Here is a 21,318-nt window from a genome sequence, read left to right as displayed (position 1 = left end):
CTTACTTAACTGCGTCTTTCAGTGCCTTGCCAGAAACAAATGCCGGTACGTTCGCAGCGGCGATTTTGATTTCTTTACCGGTCTGCGGGTTGCGGCCAGTACGCTCAGCGCGGTGGTTCACTTTGAAGGTACCGAAACCAACCAGTTGTACAGCATCGCCTTCTTTCAGAGACTCAGTAATTGCAGCCAGAGTGGACTCCAGAGCAGCTTTAGCCTGGGTTTTGGACAGTTCTGCTTTCTCTGCAATTACATCAATCAGTTGAGTCTTGTTCATAAGTTATCCTTACAATGTGTTTATCGCTTGCTAAGCATCGAGTGCGACGGAAATGCCAGAATAGCACTCTCCTGCATACACGCACCGATAGCCACTTTTTTTCGCCCCCCAAATGTAGACCAGACGGGGGGCGAAAGGGAAGACTCCAGGTACGACAAATCAGGCGTTAATTCACGTTTTCTGGTCTTATTGCTGAAAAATTATACCAATATTGCTCTCACCCGCCTCACGCAGGTCGGCTCTAAGGCCTTTTATCAGCTCGATGTCACGTTCTTCACACTCGGCTAAAAGTCGGAATATTTCCCACTGAATGTCCCATTCTTGCTCTACAGCTGGGTTTTCTTTGAGCTCTTCATCGCTCATTTCGCGACCAGCCTGAGTCATTTCCAACATCGCCACGGTAGTGATGGAGGTCTTACTCACTTCCACCGCGTGTTCGAGCGTTTCACCACTCAAACGCGAATGAACCAGTTCACTTAACGCCACGCAGGCATCGATTGCCGGATAAACGCCGTACAGATCGAAATCGTCGGCTGACGGGATCGCTTCTTCAAATTTCTCCAGTTGGCTGTCGAAATTTACTTTTGCGTCTTTGACGGTCAGCGTTTCCCAGATGAGATCGAGAATGCGGCGATAAATTTGCCCATCACCAAAACCGGTTTGCTGGCAGAACATGGCGTAATTGGGGTACATGCGTTCGCATAAGCAAGCCATGAAAGTGACGTGCTGCCAGCTTTCCAGTCGCTCCAGACGCAGATGAATCGGGTTTTGTAACATGTTGAGTTCTCAAATACGGAAATTATCCGCAGTTTACCTGAATTAGGGCTGATTTGCTGTATAGCGCACGAACGCCGGACGTTCCGAGGCCACCGCGTCCGCCCAGCGCGTTGGCTCCGGCAGACGATAGCCTTTCATGCAGCGTTGTACCCACGCCAGCGCGCTATCCACACTGACCCGATGGCCGGTAGAAATAAACAGAGGGTTACAGCGCGCTTTGCTGCGCCAGACCCAGGCCAGCTGCTCGCCTTTATCCATCAGCGGCGCCAGCGCGCCCGGTTCGCTGGAGAGCGGTTCGAATTTACCGCATAGCCGTTTTTTCGCCACGCCAATGGTCGGCACATCCACCAATAAGCCAAAATGGCTGGCGACGCCAAGACGGCGAGGATGCGAGATCCCGTGACCATCGACAAACACTAAATCCGGCTTTTGCGGCAGCATCTCCCACGCGGCCAGCAGCGCAGGATATTCGCGGAAGGAAAGAAAACCTGGAATGTAAGGCATGGTAGTAGCGATGCGGGCCACTTTATACTCCACCAGCTCAAGCGAGGGGTATTTCAGCAGCACCATCGCCGCTCGCGTCACTTCTCCGCCCTGCTCAAACCCGACATCGGCTCCGGCGATCAGATCCGGCGGATCTTTATCGAGTCGATCCTCGCGGATCACAGAAGAAGCCAGTTCAAGTTGTTGTGTGCGTAATGACGCGAGATCCATAACCACTCCTTACTGATGATAAGGCGCAGACAGGCGATGCACTGCCTCCACAAACACGCCAGCATGTTCTGGCGGCACATCCTGATGGATACCGTGGCCGAGGTTAAAGACATGACCTTCGCCGTGACCGAAACCTGCAAGTATAGTCGCTACTTCTTCTTCAATGCGGGCAGGCGGCGCATACAGCATCGACGGGTCCATATTGCCCTGCAACGCGACTTTATTGCCGACGCGGCGGCGTGCATCGGCGATGTCCGTTGTCCAGTCGAGGCCCAGCGCATCGCAACCGGTTTCTGCCATGGCTTCCAGCCACTGTCCGCCGCCTTTGGTAAACAGCGTGACCGGTACGCGGCGACCGTCGTTTTCACGCAGTAAACCATCAACAATTTTATGCATGTAATAAAGCGAGAACTGTTGATAATCGCGCCCGGTAAGCACGCCGCCCCAGGTGTCGAAAATCATCACTGCCTGAGCACCGGCTTTAATCTGCGCGTTCAGGTACAGAGTGACGCTTTTCGCCAGTTTATCGAGTAGCGCGTGCAGCGCCTGCGGATCGGCATACATCATTTTTTTGATCACGGTGAACGCTTTGCTGCTGCCGCCTTCCACCATGTAGGTCGCCAGCGTCCACGGGCTGCCGGAAAAACCAATCAGCGGCACTTCGCCTTTCAGTTCGCGACGAATGGTACGCACCGCGTTCATCACGTAACCCAGCTCATCTTCCGGGTCCGGAATTGGCAGTTTATCGACGTCAGCTTTGCAGGTGACTGGTGTGGTAAAACGCGGGCCTTCTCCGACTTCAAAATAGAGCCCTAACCCCATCGCGTCCGGAACGGTGAGGATATCGGAAAAGAGGATTGCCGCATCCAGCGGATAGCGACGCAGCGGTTGCAAAGTCACTTCGCACGCCAGTTCGGCGTTTTTGCACAGCGACATAAAATCGCCCGCCTGAGCGCGCGTGGCTTTATATTCTGGTAGATAGCGACCCGCCTGGCGCATCATCCATACTGGAGTGACATCAACGGGCTGGCGCAGCAGCGCCCGCAGATAACGATCGTTTTTAAGTTCGGTCATTTTGGCTGTTCCTTAGTGCGTCAGGCGGTCAGTGTATCATCACTCATACTCTGCCCGACACATCGCCACCGTATCTTCTATCAGACGGCGCGCTACGGTGCCGGGCGGTGGAAGTAACGGCAAATCGTCATAGCGATACCAGTTCGCCTCGAGCAATTCTTTCGGGTCGATCACGATGTCGCCGCTGTCATAGTCCGCCATAAACGCAGTCATTAATGACTGAGGAAACGGCCACGGCTGGGAAGTCACGTAACGCAAGTTTTTGACTTTGATGCCACTCTCTTCCATCACTTCCCGCGCGACTGCCTGTTCGAGAGTTTCGCCCACTTCGACGAATCCGGCGAGTACCGTATGGACACCGTTACGATGGCGGGTATGCTGGGCGAGAAGGATCGAATCATCACGACGGATGGCAACAATAATGCAGGGTGCGATTTGCGGGTAATAACGCTCACGGCAGTGGCTGCACAGCATCGCCCATTCGGTTTTGCTTGGGTACATTTCATGCCCGCAGTAACCGCAGTATTTATGCGAGCGATAAAACTCCGCCAGTTGCACACCACGTCCGGCTAATTGAAACAGCCCTACGTCCAGATCAATGACCTGGCGCACCGAGCCCATATCATGGCGACGCTGCTGTTGCACTAGCCAAACAGGTTCTCCCTGCCATTCGCCGATTTGTAGTGCGCGCTGGCCCACAAGATCAAAATTTGCCGCTGTGCCATATGGCAATTCACCCTTCGGCAACCATAATTTTTGCTCATGACTGACGACCCACCAGCCGTGATCTAATTTTTCAATTATACGATCCATAGCTCTTGCACTACCTTTGCATCACTGGCATGTTTAACATGGTTTTTACATTTCTCACTGAGCAGTTTTTGAATACAAACTTGCGGAGTCAATCATGCTTAACCAGCTCGATAACCTGACGGAGCACGTCAGAGGAAGTAACAAACTGGTTGATCGCTGGCTACATGTACGTAAGCATCTGCTCGTGGCTTACTACAATCTGGTTGGCATTAAGCCTGGCAAAGAATCGTACATGAGGCTGAATGAAAAAGCCCTTGATGATTTTTGCCAGAGTCTGGTCGATTATCTGTCTGCCGGACATTTCAGTATTTATGAACGCATTCTGCATAAACTGGAAGGCAACGGGCAGCTTGCTCATGCCGCGAAGATTTGGCCGCAACTGGAAGCCAATACACAACAGATTATGGATTACTACGATTCCAGCCTGGAAACCGCCATCGATCATGATAATTACCTTGAGTTTCAACAGGTTTTATCTGACATCGGCGAGGCGCTGGAAGCACGCTTTGTGCTGGAAGATAAGCTGATTCTGCTGGTGCTTGACGCCGCCCGCGTCAAACATCTTGCTTGAGTTCTGCGCTGTTAACGCGTAATTTACATTCAACGCCCCGTTTTCGGGGCTAATTTCTTGTCGGAGTGCCTTAACTGGCTGAGACCGTTTATTCGGGATCCGCGGAACCTGATCAGGCTAATACCTGCGAAGGGAACAAGAGTTAATCTGCTATCGCATCGCCTTTGCGCGATCGTCTCTTGCTTCATCCGTCGTCTGACAAGCCACGTCCTTAACTTTTGGAATGAGCTATGTCTGCAACAAAACTGACCCGCCGCGAACAACGCGCCCAGGCGCAACATTTTATCGACACCCTGGAAGGCACCGCCTTTCCTAACTCAAAACGCATTTACATCACTGGCACACACCCCGGCGTGCGCGTGCCGATGCGTGAGATCCAGCTTAGCCCGACACTAATTGGCGGCAGCAAAGAACAGCTGCAGTACGAAGAAAACGAAGCGATTCCGGTCTACGACACCTCCGGCCCGTATGGCGATCCGCAGATCGCCATTAACGTGCAGCAAGGGCTGGCAAAACTGCGCCAGCCGTGGATCGACGCACGCGGCGATACCGAAGAACTCACCGTGCGCAGTTCCGATTACACTAAAGCGCGGCTGGCAGATGATGGCCTCGACGAGCTGCGTTTTAGCGGCGTATTAACGCCAAAACGCGCCAAAGCAGGGCGCCGCGTCACACAACTGCACTATGCCCGCCAGGGTATCATCACGCCGGAGATGGAGTTCATCGCCATTCGCGAAAATATGGGTCGCGAGCGCATCCGTAGCGAAGTTTTACGCCACCAGCATCCGGGAATGAGCTTTGGCGCACGTCTGCCGGAAAATATCACTGCGGAATTTGTCCGTGATGAAGTTGCTGCCGGACGTGCGATTATCCCGGCCAACATTAATCATCCGGAATCGGAGCCGATGATTATTGGTCGCAACTTCCTGGTAAAAGTTAACGCCAATATCGGCAACTCGGCGGTCACCTCTTCCATCGAAGAAGAAGTGGAAAAGCTGGTATGGTCCACTCGCTGGGGAGCGGATACCGTGATGGATCTTTCCACTGGTCGCTATATTCACGAAACCCGCGAGTGGATTTTGCGTAACAGCCCGGTGCCGATCGGTACTGTGCCGATCTACCAGGCGCTGGAGAAGGTTAACGGGATCGCCGAAGATCTTACCTGGGAAGCGTTCCGCGACACGCTGCTGGAACAGGCCGAACAGGGCGTGGATTACTTCACGATTCATGCGGGCGTGCTGCTGCGCTACGTGCCAATGACCGCTAAACGCCTGACCGGTATTGTGTCGCGCGGTGGTTCGATTATGGCGAAATGGTGCCTCTCCCATCATCAGGAAAATTTCCTCTATCAACACTTCCGCGAAATTTGTGAAATCTGCGCCGCCTATGACGTTTCGCTGTCGTTGGGCGACGGCCTGCGCCCCGGTTCTATTCAGGACGCCAACGATGAAGCGCAGTTTGCCGAGCTGCATACGCTGGGCGAACTGACCAAAATCGCCTGGGAATATGACGTGCAGGTGATGATTGAAGGTCCTGGGCATGTACCGATGCAGATGATCCGCCGCAATATGACCGAGGAGTTAGAGCACTGCCATGAAGCGCCCTTCTATACCCTCGGGCCGCTGACTACCGATATCGCGCCGGGCTATGACCACTTCACGTCGGGGATTGGCGCGGCGATGATCGGCTGGTTTGGCTGCGCGATGCTCTGTTACGTAACGCCGAAAGAGCACCTGGGTCTGCCCAATAAAGAAGATGTTAAGCAGGGGCTTATCACCTATAAGATTGCCGCCCACGCCGCTGATCTGGCGAAAGGGCATCCGGGCGCGCAAATTCGCGATAACGCCATGTCGAAAGCCCGCTTCGAATTTCGCTGGGAAGACCAGTTTAATCTGGCCCTCGATCCGTTTACCGCCCGCGCTTATCACGATGAAACCCTGCCGCAAGAATCCGGCAAAGTCGCCCATTTTTGCTCCATGTGTGGGCCGAAATTCTGCTCGATGAAAATCAGTCAGGAAGTGCGCGATTACGCCGCCGCGCAAACTATTGAAGTGGGAATGGCGGATATGTCGGAGAACTTCCGCGCCAGAGGCGGAGAAATCTACCTGTGTAAGGAGGAAGCGTGATGTATCAACCTGATTTTCCTCCTGTACCTTTTCGTTTAGGACTGTACCCGGTGGTGGACAGCGTACAGTGGATCGAACGTCTGTTGGATGCAGGCGTACGTACTCTCCAGCTACGCATCAAAGATCAGCGCGATGAAGAGGTGGAAGCCGATGTAGTAGCGGCAATTGCGCTGGGCCGCCGCTATAACGCGCGGCTGTTTATCAACGATTACTGGCGGCTGGCGATTAAGCATCAGGCATATGGCGTCCATTTGGGGCAGGAAGATTTGCAATCTACCGATCTTGAGGCCATCCGCGCGGCAGACCTGCGGCTGGGCGTTTCGACCCATGACGATATGGAAATCGACGTCGCGCTGGCAGCACGCCCTTCTTATATCGCGCTGGGACATGTGTTCCCGACACAAACCAAACAGATGCCTTCTGCACCGCAGGGGCTGGAGCAACTGGCACGGCATATTGAGCGTCTGGGGGATTATCCCTCCGTCGCGATTGGCGGTATCAGTCTGCCGCGCGCGCCTGCGGTGATGGCGACGGGTGTCGGCAGTATCGCCGTCGTCAGTGCCATTACCCAGGCGGCAGACTGGCGTTTGGCAACGGCACAGTTGCTGGAAATTGCAGGAGTTGGCGATGAATGACCGTGACTTTATGCGTTACAGCCGTCAAATCCTGCTCGATGATATTGCCATTGAAGGGCAGCAAAAACTGCTCGACAGCCAGGTACTGATTATCGGCCTTGGCGGGCTGGGTACGCCCGCTGCGTTGTACCTGGCGGGTGCTGGCGTCGGGACGCTGGTGCTGGCAGATGACGACGATGTGCATTTAAGCAATCTGCAACGACAAATCCTCTTTACCACTGAAGATATCGATCACCCGAAATCGCAGGTCAGCCAACAGCGACTGACACTGTTGAATCCCGATATTCAACTGACAGCATTACAACAACGGTTAACGGGTGAGGCGTTAAAAGATGCGGTAGATCGGGCCGATGTGGTGCTCGACTGTACCGACAATATGGCGACTCGCCAGGAGATTAATGCCGCCTGCGTGGCACGTAACACGCCGCTCATCACCGCCTGCGCGGTCGGATTTGGCGGTCAGTTGATGGTACTGACGCCGCCCTGGGAGCACGGTTGTTATCGCTGCCTGTGGCCGGATAACCAGGAGCCAGAACGCAACTGCCGCACGGCGGGCGTGGTTGGCCCGGTGGTCGGGGTTATGGGCACTTTGCAGGCACTGGAAGCAATTAAGTTATTGAGCGGTATAGAAACACCTGCGGGAGAACTCCGGCTGTTCGACGGTAAATCGAGCCAATGGCGCAGCCTGTCGTTGCGCCGTGCCAATGGTTGCCCGGTATGTGGAGGATGCAATGCAGATCCTGTTTAACGACCAACCAATGCAGTGCGTCGCCGGGCAAACTGTTCACGAGCTGCTGGAACAACTCGATCAGCTAAAAGTGGGCGCGGCACTGGCTATTAATCAGCAAATCGTCCCGCGTGAGCAGTGGGCACAACATATCGTGCAGGATGGTGACCAGATCCTGCTTTTTCAGGTTATTGCAGGAGGTTGAGATGTTACGTATCGCGGACAAAACGTTTGATTCACATCTGTTTACCGGCACCGGGAAATTCGCCTCTTCACAACTGATGGTGGAGGCGATCCGTGCTTCCGGTAGTCAGCTGGTGACGCTGGCGATGAAACGCGTCGACTTGCGCCAGCACAATGACGCTATCCTCGATCCGCTTATCGCGGCGGGTGTAACACTGCTGCCGAATACTTCCGGAGCGAAAACGGCGGAAGAAGCTATCTTCGCCGCCCATCTGGCTCGTGAAGCGTTAGGCACAAACTGGCTAAAATTAGAGATTCACCCTGACGCCCGCTGGCTGTTGCCCGATCCCATCGAAACCCTGAAAGCCACCGAAACACTGGTACAACAGGGATTTGTCGTGCTGCCTTACTGCGGAGCCGATCCGGTATTGTGTAAACGTCTGGAAGAAGTCGGCTGTGCCGCGGTGATGCCGCTCGGCGCGCCGATTGGCTCTAATCAGGGGCTGGAAACCCGCGCCATGCTGGAGATTATTATCCAGCAGGCCACGGTTCCGGTGGTTGTCGATGCTGGCATCGGCGTTCCCAGCCATGCCGCGCAGGCGCTGGAAATGGGGGCCGACGCGGTGTTAGTGAATACGGCGATTGCCGTCGCGGACGATCCCGTCAACATGGCGAAGGCATTTCGTCTGGCAGTAGAAGCAGGCCTGCTGGCACGTCAGTCAGGACCGGGCAGCCGCAGTCATTTTGCCCTTGCCACCAGCCCGCTGACCGGATTTCTGGAGGCATCGGCATGAAAACCTTCAGCGATCGCTGGCGACAACTGGACTGGGACGACATCCGCCTGCGTATCAACGGCAAAACGGCTGCTGACGTAGAGCGGGCGCTAAATACCTCGCAACTCACCCGCGACGATATGATGGCGCTGTTATCGCCAGCCGCCAGTGGCTATCTGGAACCACTGGCCCAACGGGCGCAGCGTCTGACCCGTCAGCGATTTGGCAACACAGTTAGCTTCTACATCCCGCTCTATCTTTCTAATCTTTGCGCTAACGACTGCACGTATTGCGGATTTTCCATGAGCAACCGCATCAAGCGCAAAACGCTGGATGAAGCGGATATCGCCAGGGAAAGCGCCGCTATACGGGAAATGGGCTTTGAGCATCTGTTGCTGGTCACTGGTGAACATCAGGCGAAAGTGGGGATGGATTACTTTCGCCGCCATCTCCCTGCCCTGCGTGAACAGTTCTCTTCATTGCAGATGGAAGTACAGCCGCTGGCGGAAGCGGAATACGCCGAGTTAAAGCAGCTTGGTCTGGATGGGGTGATGGTTTATCAAGAGACATATCACGAGGCGACTTATGCCCGCCATCATTTGAAGGGCAAAAAACAGGACTTCTTCTGGCGGCTGGAAACGCCGGATCGGCTGGGTCGGGCGGGGATTGATAAGATTGGCCTCGGCGCGCTAATTGGTCTTTCCGACAGCTGGCGCGTTGACTGCTATATAGTTGCCGAACATTTGCTATGGCTGCAACAGCATTACTGGCAAACCCGTTACTCTGTCTCCTTCCCGCGCCTGCGCCCGTGTACTGGCGGCATTGAGCCTGCGTCGATTATGGATGAACACCAGTTAGTGCAAACCATCTGCGCCTTCCGGCTGCTTGCACCGGAGATTGAACTGTCACTCTCCACGCGGGAATCATCGTGGTTTCGCGATCGAGTTATTCCGCTGGCAATCAATAACGTCAGCGCCTTCTCGAAAACGCAGCCAGGTGGCTATGCCGACAATCACCCCGAGCTGGAACAGTTCTCACCGCACGACGATCGCAGACCGGAAGCGGTTGCTGCCGCGTTAACCGCTCAGGGTTTGCAGCCGGTATGGAAAGACTGGGACAGCTATCTGGGACGCGCCTCGCAAAGGCCATGAGACGGAATGTAAGAACGTAAATTTATTCCGAGCCGCTACGGAAGATGAAAAACGCAAGGTTGTTGAAAGCGTTGTGTTTTTTTATGGTAGTGCCGTCAGCAGGAATGTTGTCCAGGGCGAAAAGCTTCTTCCTCGTTTCGCCCTGCCTTTCTTAATATTTCCCGTGAAGACTTTACCCTCTGAATCGCCCCCATAAAAAAACCCGCCGAAGCGGGTTTTTACGTTATTTGCGGATTAACGATTACTCGTTATCAGAACCGCCCAGACCTGCGTTCAGCAGTTCTGCCAGGCTGGCAGATGCGTCTTCTGCAGTCACCTGCGGTGCAGCCGGAGCTTCACCCGCAGCACGGCGACGCATACGATCCTGGTGGTACGCGTAACCGGTACCTGCCGGGATCAGACGACCTACGATAACGTTCTCTTTCAGGCCGCGCAGTTCATCGCGTTTGCCCGCAACAGCTGCTTCGGTCAGAACGCGAGTGGTCTCCTGGAACGATGCCGCAGAGATGAACGACTCGGTTGCCAGAGACGCTTTGGTGATACCCAGCAGATCGCGGGCGTAAGTTGCACCCACTTTGCCGTTCGCTTCCAGTTCGCGGTTTGCGATCTTGACGCGAGAGTATTCAACCTGTTCGCCTTCCAGGAAGTCGGAGCTACCCGCGTTAACGATGGTGGCTTTACGCAGCATCTGACGAACGATAACTTCGATGTGTTTATCGTTAATCTTAACGCCCTGCAGACGGTATACGTCCTGTACTTCGTTAACGATGTAACGAGTCACAGCATGAACACCACGCAGACGCAGAATGTCGTGCGGCGCTTCCGGACCGTCGGAAATGACGTCACCACGTTCTACACGTTCACCTTCGAACACGTTGAGCTGACGCCATTTCGGAATCATCTCTTCGTAAGGTTCGCTGCCGTCTACCGGAGTGATAACCAGACGACGTTTACCTTTGGTTTCTTTACCGAAGGAAACGACACCGCTGATTTCAGCCAGGATTGCCGGCTCTTTCGGACGACGTGCTTCGAACAGATCCGCAACGCGCGGCAGACCACCGGTGATATCCTTAGTACCGCCAGATTCCTGCGGAATACGCGCCAGGGTGTCACCGGAGCTTATCTGTACGCCATCTTCCAGCTGAACAATCGCTTTACCCGGCAGGAAGTACTGCGCAGGCATATCGGTACCAGGGATCAGAACGTCGTTACCCTGAGCATCAACGATTTTCAGTGCCGGACGCAAATCTTTACCACCTGCGGTACGTTCTGCAGAATCCAGAACTACCAGCGAAGACAGACCGGTCAGTTCGTCGGTCTGACGAGTAATGGTCTGGCCGTCGATCATGTCAGTAAAGCGTACAAAACCGCTTACTTCGGTGATAACCGGCATTGTATGCGGGTCCCAGTTTGCAACGGTTTCGCCGCCAGCAACCTGTTCGCCATCGCCTTTCGCCAGTACCGCACCGTAAGGTACTTTGTAGCTTTCTTTGGTACGACCGAATTCGTCGATCAGTTTCAGTTCGGTGTTACGGGAAGTGATAACCAGTTTACCGCTGGAGTTCACAACCGACTTCACGTTGCTGAGCTTGATGCTACCTTTGTTTTTCACCTGGATGCTGGATTCAGCAGCCGCACGGGACGCCGCACCACCGATGTGGAACGTACGCATGGTCAGCTGTGTACCCGGTTCACCGATGGACTGTGCCGCGATAACACCGATTGCTTCACCTTTGTTGATGATGTGGCCACGCGCCAGGTCACGACCGTAGCAGTGCGCACATACACCAAAGTCGGTGTCACAAGATACAACAGAACGTACTTTAACCGCGTCGACAGAGTTCTCTTCCAGCAGGTCACACCACTGTTCGTGCAGCAGCGTGTTGCGCGGAACGAGGATATCAGCAGTACCCGGCTTCAGAACGTCTTCAGCAGTTACACGACCCAGTACGCGATCGCGCAGCGGTTCTTTAACGTCGCCACCCTCGATAACCGGGGTCATCATGATACCTTCATGAGTACCACAATCGTCTTCAGTAACCACCAGATCCTGCGCCACGTCAACCAGACGACGAGTCAGGTAACCGGAGTTCGCCGTTTTCAGTGCGGTATCCGCCAGACCTTTACGAGCACCGTGGGTGGAGATGAAGTACTGGAGTACGTTCAGACCTTCACGGAAGTTCGCGGTGATTGGCGTTTCGATGATGGAGCCATCCGGCTTCGCCATCAGACCACGCATACCAGCAAGCTGACGAATCTGTGCCGCAGAACCACGCGCACCGGAGTCGGCCATCATGTAGATGCTGTTGAAGGAAACCTGCTTCTCTTCCTGACCGTCACGGTTAATAACGGTTTCAGTTTGCAGGTTATCCATCATCGCTTTGGATACACGATCGTTCGCCGCAGCCCAGATATCGATAACTTTGTTGTAGCGTTCGCCCGCAGTTACCAGACCAGACTGGAACTGCTCCTGAATTTCAGCAACTTCTGCTTCTGCCTCGGAGATGATTTCGTGTTTCTTCTCCGGGATGACCATGTCATCGATACCAACCGATGCACCAGAACGCGCTGCATATGCAAAGCCGGTGTACATGATCTGGTCCGCAAAAATAACGGTCGGTTTCAGACCGAGAATGCGGTAGCAGGTGTTCAGCATTTTGGAGATTGCTTTTTTACCCAGCGCCTGGTTGACGATGGAGTAAGGCAGACCTTTCGGTACAATCATCCACAGAATGGCACGGCCAACAGTCGTGTCTTTCAGGCTGGTTTTCGCTACTAATTCACCGTTAGCATCTTTTTCATACTCGGTGATACGCACTTTAACGCGCGCATGCAGAGAAGCCAGACCAGAGCGATACAGACGTTCTGCTTCTTTCGGGCCAGTCAGCACCATGCCTTCGCCTTTGGCGTTAACACAGTCACGGGTCATGTAGTACAGACCCAGTACAACGTCCTGAGACGGAACGATAATTGGTTCGCCGTTCGCCGGGGACAGGATGTTGTTGGTAGACATCATCAGCGCACGCGCTTCCAGCTGGGCTTCCAGCGTCAGCGGTACGTGAACAGCCATCTGGTCACCATCGAAGTCGGCATTATATGCCGCACAAACCAGCGGGTGCAGCTGGATAGCTTTACCTTCGATCAGTACCGGTTCAAATGCCTGGATACCCAGACGGTGCAGAGTCGGTGCACGGTTCAGCAGTACCGGGTGTTCGCGGATAACTTCGTCCAGGATATCCCAAACGACAGCTTCTTCGCGCTCAACCATTTTCTTCGCAGCTTTAATGGTGGTAGCAAGACCACGCAGTTCCAGCTTGCCGTAGATGAACGGTTTGAACAGCTCCAGTGCCATTTTCTTCGGCAGACCGCACTGATGCAGACGCAGGTATGGACCTACGGTGATTACAGAACGACCGGAGTAGTCAACACGCTTACCGAGCAGGTTCTGACGGAAACGACCTTGTTTACCTTTGATCATGTCGGCCAAAGATTTCAGAGGACGCTTGTTAGAACCGGTGATCGCACGACCGCGACGACCGTTATCCAGCAGGGCGTCGACCGCTTCCTGCAGCATACGTTTTTCGTTGCGTACGATGATATCCGGCGCAGCCAGATCCAGCAGACGTTTCAGACGGTTGTTACGGTTAATGACGCGACGATACAGATCGTTCAGGTCAGAAGTCGCGAAACGACCACCATCCAGCGGAACCAGCGGACGCAGATCTGGCGGCAGTACCGGCAGAACGGTCAGGATCATCCACTCAGGCTTGTTACCAGACTGAACGAACGCTTCCAGCAGTTTGATACGCTTGGTCAGCTTTTTACGCTTGGTTTCGGAGTTGGTTTCGTTCAGCTCTTCACGCAGCTGTTCGCACTCTTGCTCCAGATCCATGCTCTTCAGCAGGGCCTGGATTGCTTCCGCCCCCATCTTCGCGTCGAATTCGTCACCGAACTCTTCCAGCGCGTCCAGATACTGCTCTTCAGTCAGGATCTGCTGGCGTTCCAGGTTGGTCATACCGCCTTCAATAACCACATAGGATTCGAAGTACAGTACGCGTTCGATATCGCGCAGCGGCATATCGAGCAGCAGGCCGATACGGGACGGTAGCGATTTCAGGAACCAGATGTGCGCAGTCGGGGAAGCCAGTTCGATGTGGCCCATACGCTCACGGCGTACTTTAGTCTGGGTCACTTCAACGCCGCACTTCTCACAGATGACGCCACGGTGTTTCAGGCGCTTGTACTTACCGCACAGGCACTCGTAATCTTTTACCGGCCCAAAGATACGGGCGCAGAAAAGGCCGTCACGCTCAGGTTTGAACGTACGGTAGTTGATGGTTTCCGGCTTTTTAACTTCACCGAAAGACCATGAACGGATCATGTCTGGCGATGCCAGAGCAATTTTGATCGCATCAAACTCTTCGGTTTTAGTCTGCGCTTTCAGAAACTTTAATAAATCTTTCACGGATTTGCTCCCGTCGGAGTTAGCACAATCCGCTGCCGGGTTTTACCCCGGCAGCAGTGACCTGTTTGAGCGAGAATTACTCGTCTTCCAGTTCGATGTTGATACCCAGCGAACGAATCTCTTTCAACAATACGTTGAAGGATTCTGGCATGCCCGGCTCCATCTGATGGTTGCCGTCCACGATGTTTTTATACATCTTAGTACGACCGTTCACGTCATCAGACTTAACGGTGAGCATTTCCTGCAGGGTGTATGCTGCGCCGTATGCTTCCAGCGCCCACACTTCCATCTCCCCGAAACGCTGACCACCGAACTGTGCCTTACCACCCAGCGGCTGCTGAGTAACCAGGCTGTAAGAACCGGTGGAACGCGCGTGCATCTTGTCGTCGACCAGGTGGTTCAGTTTCAGCATGTACATGTAACCGACGGTTACCGGACGTTCGAACTGTTCACCAGTGCGGCCGTCGTACAGGCGGATCTGACCAGAAGTCGGCAGGTCGCCAAGTTTCAGCAGTTCTTTAATTTCTGCTTCTTTCGCACCGTCGAACACCGGCGTTGCGATTGGCATACCTTTGCGCAGGTTTTCAGCCAGACGCATAACTTCTTCATCGCTGAAGGTACTCAGGTCAACTTTCTGACGAACGTCAGCGCCCAGATCGTACGCACGCTGGATGAATTCGCGCAGTTTCGCGACTTCTTGCTGCTGTTTCAGCATGGCGTTGATCTTGTCGCCGATACCTTTCGCAGCCATACCCAGGTGGGTTTCGAGGATCTGACCGATGTTCATACGAGACGGTACGCCCAGCGGGTTCAGTACGATGTCTACCGGCGTACCGTTTTCATCGTAAGGCATATCTTCGATCGGGTTGATCTTAGAAATTACACCCTTGTTACCGTGACGACCTGCCATCTTGTCACCAGGCTGGATACGGCGTTTAACCGCCAGATATACCTTAACAATCTTCAGCACGCCCGGTGCCAGATCGTCGCCCTGGGTGATTTTGCGGCGTTTCGCTTCGAGTTTCTTCTCGAACTCGTGTTTCAGTTCGTCATACTGCTCAGCCAGCTGTTCCAGCTGATTTTGTTTCTCTTCGTCGGTCAGGCCCAGCTCCAGCCAGCGATCGCGCGGCAGTTTGTCGAGCTTCTCAGCTTCAACGCCACCGGCTACCAGCACAGCACGGATACGGCTGAACAGACCAGCTTCGAGGATCTGCAGTTCTTCAGACAGGTCTTTCTTCGCCTGTTTGAGCTGCATTTCTTCGATTTCCAGCGCACGTTTGTCTTTTTCTACGCCATCGCGAGTAAAGACCTGAACGTCGATAACCGTACCGGATACACCGTTTGGTACGCGCAGAGAAGAGTCTTTAACATCAGACGCTTTCTCACCGAAGATCGCACGCAGCAGTTTTTCTTCTGGGGTCAGCTGAGTTTCACCTTTCGGCGTTACCTTACCAACCAGAATGTCGCCACCGGTCACTTCCGCACCAATGTAAACGATACCGGATTCATCCAGTTTGGAGAGCGCAGCTTCACCCACGTTCGGGATGTCGGCAGTGATCTCTTCCGGCCCCAGCTTGGTGTCACGGGACACACACGCCAGTTCCTGAATGTGGATGGTGGTGAAACGGTCTTCCTGAACAACACGCTCGGATACGAGGATGGAGTCTTCGAAGTTGTAACCATTCCACGGCATGAACGCTACGCGCATGTTCTGACCGAGTGCCAGTTCACCGAGGTCGGTGGACGGACCGTCTGCCAGCACGTCGCCGCGTTCTACCGGTTCACCCAGAGAAACACATGGCATCTGGTTGATACAGGTGTTCTGGTTAGAACGGGTGTATTTGGTCAGGTTGTAGATATCGATACCCGCTTCGCCCGGGTACATCTCGTCTTCGTTAACTTTGATAACGATACGGGAAGCATCCACGTACTGAACAGTACCGCCACGTTTAGCAACCGCAGTTACACCGGAGTCAACGGCAACAGCACGTTCCATACCAGTACCAACCAGCGGCTTATCAGCGCGCAAAGTCGGAACGGCCTGACGTTGCATGTTCGCACCCATCAATGCACGGTTGGCGTCATCGTGTTCCAGGAACGGGATCAGGGACGCACCGACGGATACCACCTGCTGGGTGGATACGTCCATGTAGTCAACCTGGTCGCGGCTGAACAAGCTGGATTCGCCTTTGCTACGGCAAGTTACCAGGTCTTCTACGAAGTGGCCTTCTTCATCCAGGTTGGAGTTCGCCTGGGCGATAACGTAGTTGCCTTCTTCGATAGCAGACAGGTAGTGAATTTCGTCAGTTACAACACCGTCGGTCACTTTACGATACGGAGTCTCAAGGAAGCCGTATTCGTTAGTCTGTGCGTACACGGACAGGGAGTTGATCAGACCGATGTTCGGACCTTCAGGGGTTTCGATTGGACATACGCGACCATAGTGAGTCGGGTGTACGTCTCGAACTTCGAAGCCTGCACGTTCACGGGTCAGACCGCCTGGGCCGAGTGCGGAGATACGACGTTTGTGCGTAATCTCAGACAGCGGGTTGTTCTGGTCCATAAACTGAGACAGCTGGCTGGAACCGAAGAACTCTTTCACTGCTGCGGAAATCGGCTTGGCGTTGATCATATCCTGAGGCATCAGGGTATCCAGATCGCCCAGAGACAGACGCTCTTTCACCGCACGCTCTACACGTACCAGGCCAACGCGGAACTGGTTTTCCGCCATTTCGCCAACGGAACGGATACGACGGTTGCCGAGGTGGTCGATATCATCGACTTCACCTTTACCGTTACGGATATCGATGAGCTTTTTCATAACATCAATGATGTCGTCTTTGCTCAGGATACCGGAACCTTCGATTTCTTCGCGCAGCAGAGAACGGTTGAACTTCATACGACCAACCGCAGACAGGTCATAACGGTCTTCGGAGAAGAACAGGTTCTCAAACAGGCTTTCAGCAGCTTCACGAGTCGGCGGCTCGCCAGGGCGCATCATGCGGTAGATTTCTACCAGTGCGCTCAGACGGTCGTTAGTTGGGTCGACACGTAAGGTTTCAGAGATATACGGGCCGTGATCCAGGTCGTTGGTGAACAGCGTTTCGATACGCTTGTGACCAGACTGGCTCAGCTTAGCCAGCAGATCCAGGCTCAGCTCCATGTTCGCTGCGCAAATCAGCTCGCCAGTAGACTCATCAATATAGTCTTTAGCAACCACTTTACCTGCGATGTACTCAACCGGGACTTCGATCAGTTTGACGTCGTCTTTTTCCAGTTGGCGAATATGGCGCGCAGTAATACGGCGACCTTTTTCTACGTACACTTTACCGTTAGCTTCGATGTCAAAAGATGCGGTTTCACCACGCAGGCGTTCCGGCACCAGTTCCATCTGCAGCTTGTTATCACGGATTTCAAAGATAACTTTTTCAAAGAACAGGTCGAGGATCTGCTCTGTGGTGTAGTTCAGGGCACGCAGAATGATGGTCGCAGGCAGTTTACGGCGACGGTCGATACGTACGAACAGGTTGTCCTTCGGATCGAATTCGAAGTCCAGCCAGGAACCACGGTAAGGAATGATACGCGCGTTATACAGCACTTTACCCGAAGAGTGGGTTTTACCTTTGTCGGAGTCAAAGAAGACGCCCGGACTACGGTGCAGCTGGGAAACGATAACACGCTCAGTACCGTTGATAACAAAGGTACCGTTGTCTGTCATGAGCGGAATTTCGCCCATGTAGACTTCTTGTTCTTTAATGTCTTTTACGGTGCCTTCCGGCGCTTCGCGCTCATAGATCACCAGACGCAGTTTAACGCGCAGCGGTGCGGAATAGGTCACGCCACGGATTTGACATTCCTGGACGTCAAACACCGGTTCGCCAAGGCGGTAGCTGACGTATTGCAGCTCGGAATTACCGCTGTAGCTCTGAATCGGGAATACGGAACGGAAAGCAGCTTCCAGACCATACTGCCCTTCAGGATCTTGCTCGATAAATTTCTGAAACGAGTCAAGCTGGATAGAAAGGAGATAAGGTACATCCAGAACTTGTGGACGTTTACCAAAATCCTTACGAATACGTTTTTTCTCGGTATAGGAGTAAACCATAGGGTTCCTCAGCTCGCTGACAAGTCGACCCATCTGTCCATTGAGCGGACAGTTTGTGCAACACTATTTTGTTGACCGGAAAATGGAACACTTTCCGCAATGCCTGTTGCTATCACGCTTAAACCATTTCATTGCGATTTACACAGAACGGGCGTCCTGTCGCAGTATATTAAGTCGTCGATAGAAACAAGCATTGAAAGGCACAGCAGTAGTCAAACAGTGTGAAACGCTACTGGCGCCTTACAGCGCAAAAAGGCTGGTGACCAAAAAGTCACCAGCCATCAGCCTGATTTCTCAGGCTGCAACCGGAAGGGTTGGCTTATTTAACTTCAACTTCAGCGCCAGCTTCTTCCAGGGATTTTTTCAGTGCTTCTGCGTCGTCTTTGCTCACGCCTTCTTTCAGAGCAGCCGGTGCAGATTCTACCAGGTCTTTAGCTTCTTTCAGACCCAGGCCAGTTGCGCCACGTACTGCTTTGATAACAGCAACTTTGTTAGCGCCAGCAGCTTTCAGAATTACGTCGAATTCAGTTTTTTCTTCAGCAGCTTCAACCGGGCCAGCAGCTACAGCTACAGCAGCAGCAGCGGAAACACCGAATTTTTCTTCCATTGCAGAGATCAGTTCTACAACGTCCATTACAGACATAGCTGCAACTGCTTCAATGATTTGATCTTTAGTGATAGACATTTAAATTGTTCCTGAATATCAGAATAAGTTTATACGTAAGCGAATGCGTTAAAAAGATAACTGCGATTAAGCAGCTTCTTTCGCATCGCGTACAGCAGCCAGAGTACGAACCAGTTTGCCAGCCGAAGCTTCTTTCATGGTTGCCATCAGGCGTGCAATTGCTTCTTCGTAGGTCGGCAGAGTTGCCAGGCGGTCGATCTGAGACGCCGGGATCAGCTCACCTTCAAAGGCAGCGGCTTTGACCTCAAATTTTGCATTCGCTTTCGCGAACTCTTTGAACAGACGAGCAGCAGCGCCCGGGTGTTCCATAGAGTATGCAATCAGGGTCGGACCAACAAACGCGTCTTTCAGGCACTCGAACGGAGTACCTTCAACAGCACGGCGCAGCAGGGTGTTACGAACAACACGCATGTATACGCCAGCTTCGCGACCTGCTTTACGCAGTTCAGTCATTTTATCTACAGTTACGCCACGGGAATCCGCAACTACTGCAGACAGCGCGCCTTTGGCTACTTCGCTGACTTCAGCAACAATCGCTTGTTTGTCTTGAAGATTTAAAGCCATTAGCTTTGCTCCTGGATGTTTGCCAGAGAAAATCTCTGGAACTCACTTCACTCCTCCAAATGGAGAGAGCGTCTTAATTACGGTGAGCAGAAACAAGCCAGAATATAAAAGAATAATCTTAGCGTTCTGTCACCGTCTACGCAGGGGATTAAGTTTCTTACGAAACTCCTGCGGTCTTCGACGGAGGCCTGGATAGGCCAGGCTCCAACGAACAAATCTTTTCTATCCGTCGCTATTCAGCTTGTGGCGGCGTTGGCTTCCTTCGTTCGCACCAGTCACATAGTTAGCTATGCTCCTGGCGACTCACTCAGTTGCCGCCTTGCCACAACCCGAATATCTCGGATATACGTCTGCATTAAGCATTATACGTGGGGGTAAGATTGTAGACAAAATCACCGCCCACGTAAAGGCATTAGTTTACAGAAGCGCTCAGGCCAGCCTGGTCAACTGCAACACCTGCACCCATGGTGGTGGAGATGCTAACTTTCTTGATGTACACGCCTTTTGCCTGAGTCGGTTTTGCTTTTTTCAGCGCAACCAGCAGAGCTTCCAGGTTTTCTTTCAGTTTGTCAGCGTCAAAGTCCACTTTACCGATGGTGGTATGGATGATGCCGTTTTTGTCGTTACGGTAACGAACCTGGCCAGCTTTAGCGTTTTTAACCGCTTCAGCAACGTTCGGCGTTACAGTACCAACTTTCGGGTTTGGCATCAGGCCGCGCGGACCCAGAACCTGGCCCAGCTGGCCAACAACGCGCATTGCATCCGGAGAAGCAATAACAACGTCAAAGTTCATTTCGCCTTTCTTGATCTGGTCAGCCAGATCTTCCATACCTACCAGTTCAGCGCCTGCAGCTTTAGCAGCTTCAGCGTTTGCACCCTGGGTAAATACGGCTACGCGAACGGAACGGCCAGTACCGTGCGGCAGTACAGTTGCACCACGTACGTTCTGGTCAGATTTACGAGCGTCGATGCCGAGGTTAACAGCAACGTCCACGCTTTCTACGAATTTAGCAGTCGCCAGCTCTTTCAGCAGAGCGATAGCTTCGTTGATGTCGTACTGTTTGGTCGCATCAACTTTCTCGCGGATAACACGCATGCGCTTGGTCAGTTTAGCCATTTCTTAGTCCTCCACTACCAGGCCCATGGAACGTGCAGTACCTTCGATGGAGCGAGTCATCGCTTCAATGTCGGCACCAGTCATGTCGGCAGCTTTGGTCTGCGCGATTTCCTGCAGCTGAGCGCGGGAAATTTTACCCACTTTGTCTTTGTTCGGCTTACCGGAACCAGACTTGATACCAGCCGCTTTTTTCAGCAGAACTGCTGCCGGCGGAGTCTTGGTAACGAAAGTGAAAGAACGGTCAGCGTAAACGGTGATTACTACCGGAATCGGCAGACCTTTTTCGATGGAATCAGTTTTTGCGTTGAACGCTTTGCAGAATTCCATGATGTTTACGCCCTGCTGACCCAGAGCCGGACCTACTGGCGGACTCGGGTTAGCCATACCAGCTGCAACCTGCAGCTTGACATAGGCTTGTACTTTCTTAGCCATTATAAATTCCTCAAGTTGGGTAATAACGCCTCTGAGAGGCTCCCCGTGATATAAAAAATCGTTTTACGGGCAAGGCCCATAAAAACAAAAGGCGCGAAATTGTATTCCAATCTCGCGCCTTGTGCAACGATT

Annotated in this window: 18 protein-coding genes and 1 riboswitch; of the genes, 7 read left to right on the top strand and 11 right to left on the bottom strand. The window is 53.3% G+C overall.

Annotated elements, in window-relative coordinates; genetic code table 11:
* Position 1: 1 nt before the first annotated feature.
* From hupA to nudC, 5 genes are all read right to left on the bottom strand, one after another.
* Positions 2 to 274, bottom strand: a complete 273-nt coding sequence (gene hupA / locus FEM44_RS11735) for a nucleoid-associated protein HU-alpha (protein WP_001044513.1) — start codon at positions 272 to 274, stop codon at positions 2 to 4.
* A gap of 186 nt (positions 275 to 460) precedes the next feature.
* The gene (locus FEM44_RS11730; protein ID WP_000940106.1) at positions 461 to 1,051 is read right to left on the bottom strand and encodes a YjaG family protein; all 591 of its coding nucleotides are present in this window, start codon (positions 1,049 to 1,051) and stop codon (positions 461 to 463) included.
* 42 nt (positions 1,052 to 1,093) lie between these two features.
* Positions 1,094 to 1,765 carry a deoxyribonuclease V gene (gene nfi, locus FEM44_RS11725; protein ID WP_135523486.1) on the bottom strand — a complete coding sequence of 224 codons (672 nt, stop codon included), beginning with the start codon at positions 1,763 to 1,765 and terminating at the stop codon, positions 1,094 to 1,096.
* Between the two features lie 9 nt (positions 1,766 to 1,774).
* Complete coding sequence (hemE, locus tag FEM44_RS11720) at positions 1,775 to 2,839, bottom strand: uroporphyrinogen decarboxylase (RefSeq protein ID WP_135523485.1); 1,065 nt, start codon at positions 2,837 to 2,839, stop codon at positions 1,775 to 1,777.
* 39 nt (positions 2,840 to 2,878) lie between these two features.
* Complete coding sequence (gene nudC, locus FEM44_RS11715) at positions 2,879 to 3,652, bottom strand: NAD(+) diphosphatase (RefSeq protein ID WP_135523484.1); 774 nt, start codon at positions 3,650 to 3,652, stop codon at positions 2,879 to 2,881.
* A gap of 94 nt (positions 3,653 to 3,746) precedes the next feature.
* On the opposite strand from nudC, the gene FEM44_RS11710 reads away from it, so the two are divergent.
* The 7 genes from FEM44_RS11710 to thiH all read left to right on the top strand — a co-directional run bounded on the left by FEM44_RS11710 (position 3,747) and on the right by thiH (position 9,818).
* Positions 3,747 to 4,223: an Rsd/AlgQ family anti-sigma factor gene (locus tag FEM44_RS11710; RefSeq protein WP_000934290.1), complete on the top strand. Its 477-nt coding sequence runs from the start codon at positions 3,747 to 3,749 to the stop codon at positions 4,221 to 4,223.
* Positions 4,224 to 4,274: 51 nt separating this feature from the next.
* A riboswitch (TPP riboswitch) is annotated at positions 4,275 to 4,375 on the top strand.
* Between the two features lie 78 nt (positions 4,376 to 4,453).
* The gene (gene thiC / locus FEM44_RS11705; RefSeq protein WP_135523483.1) at positions 4,454 to 6,349 is read left to right on the top strand and encodes a phosphomethylpyrimidine synthase ThiC; all 1,896 of its coding nucleotides are present in this window, start codon (positions 4,454 to 4,456) and stop codon (positions 6,347 to 6,349) included.
* On the top strand, positions 6,349 to 6,984 hold the full coding sequence (gene thiE / locus FEM44_RS11700; protein ID WP_135523492.1) for a thiamine phosphate synthase: 636 nt from the start codon (positions 6,349 to 6,351) through the stop codon (positions 6,982 to 6,984). The genes thiC and thiE overlap by 1 nt, the downstream gene beginning before the upstream one ends.
* Entirely contained in the window at positions 6,977 to 7,732 is a 756-nt protein-coding gene (gene thiF, locus FEM44_RS11695) for a thiazole biosynthesis adenylyltransferase ThiF (RefSeq protein ID WP_135523482.1), read from the top strand. Before thiE ends, thiF begins: the two co-directional genes overlap by 8 nt.
* Positions 7,716 to 7,916 (top strand): sulfur carrier protein ThiS, encoded by a 201-nt coding sequence (gene thiS / locus FEM44_RS11690; RefSeq protein WP_001166251.1) that lies wholly within the window; start codon positions 7,716 to 7,718, stop codon positions 7,914 to 7,916. The genes thiF and thiS overlap by 17 nt, the downstream gene beginning before the upstream one ends.
* Before the next feature lies 1 nt (position 7,917).
* Positions 7,918 to 8,688: a thiazole synthase gene (thiG, locus tag FEM44_RS11685; protein ID WP_135523481.1), complete on the top strand. Its 771-nt coding sequence runs from the start codon at positions 7,918 to 7,920 to the stop codon at positions 8,686 to 8,688.
* Positions 8,685 to 9,818 carry a 2-iminoacetate synthase ThiH gene (gene thiH / locus FEM44_RS11680; protein WP_135523480.1) on the top strand — a complete coding sequence of 378 codons (1,134 nt, stop codon included), beginning with the start codon at positions 8,685 to 8,687 and terminating at the stop codon, positions 9,816 to 9,818. The genes thiG and thiH overlap by 4 nt, the downstream gene beginning before the upstream one ends.
* A gap of 241 nt (positions 9,819 to 10,059) precedes the next feature.
* Here thiH and rpoC read toward each other — a convergent pair whose 3' ends face one another.
* The 6 genes from rpoC to rplK form a co-directional block, all read right to left on the bottom strand.
* A complete protein-coding gene (gene rpoC / locus FEM44_RS11675; RefSeq protein WP_135523479.1) occupies positions 10,060 to 14,283 on the bottom strand; it encodes a DNA-directed RNA polymerase subunit beta' in 4,224 nt (1,407 codons plus the stop codon).
* Between the two features lie 76 nt (positions 14,284 to 14,359).
* A complete protein-coding gene (rpoB, locus tag FEM44_RS11670; RefSeq protein WP_135523478.1) occupies positions 14,360 to 18,388 on the bottom strand; it encodes a DNA-directed RNA polymerase subunit beta in 4,029 nt (1,342 codons plus the stop codon).
* A gap of 319 nt (positions 18,389 to 18,707) precedes the next feature.
* The gene (gene rplL / locus FEM44_RS11665) at positions 18,708 to 19,073 is read right to left on the bottom strand and encodes a 50S ribosomal protein L7/L12 (RefSeq protein ID WP_000028879.1); all 366 of its coding nucleotides are present in this window, start codon (positions 19,071 to 19,073) and stop codon (positions 18,708 to 18,710) included.
* A 66-nt stretch (positions 19,074 to 19,139) separates the two neighbouring features.
* Positions 19,140 to 19,637 (bottom strand): 50S ribosomal protein L10, encoded by a 498-nt coding sequence (rplJ, locus tag FEM44_RS11660; protein ID WP_001207201.1) that lies wholly within the window; start codon positions 19,635 to 19,637, stop codon positions 19,140 to 19,142.
* Positions 19,638 to 20,049: 412 nt separating this feature from the next.
* Complete coding sequence (rplA, locus tag FEM44_RS11655) at positions 20,050 to 20,754, bottom strand: 50S ribosomal protein L1 (protein WP_001096684.1); 705 nt, start codon at positions 20,752 to 20,754, stop codon at positions 20,050 to 20,052.
* Positions 20,755 to 20,757: 3 nt separating this feature from the next.
* Positions 20,758 to 21,186, bottom strand: a complete 429-nt coding sequence (gene rplK, locus FEM44_RS11650; protein WP_001085926.1) for a 50S ribosomal protein L11 — start codon at positions 21,184 to 21,186, stop codon at positions 20,758 to 20,760.
* Between the last annotated feature and the right edge of the window lie 132 nt (positions 21,187 to 21,318).

It is taken from the genome of Escherichia sp. E4742, assembly GCF_005843885.1.
Lineage (GTDB): Bacteria > Pseudomonadota > Gammaproteobacteria > Enterobacterales > Enterobacteriaceae > Escherichia.
The sequence above is the reverse complement of the archived record's forward strand: the minus strand, read 5'-3'. Positions and strand labels throughout refer to the sequence as shown.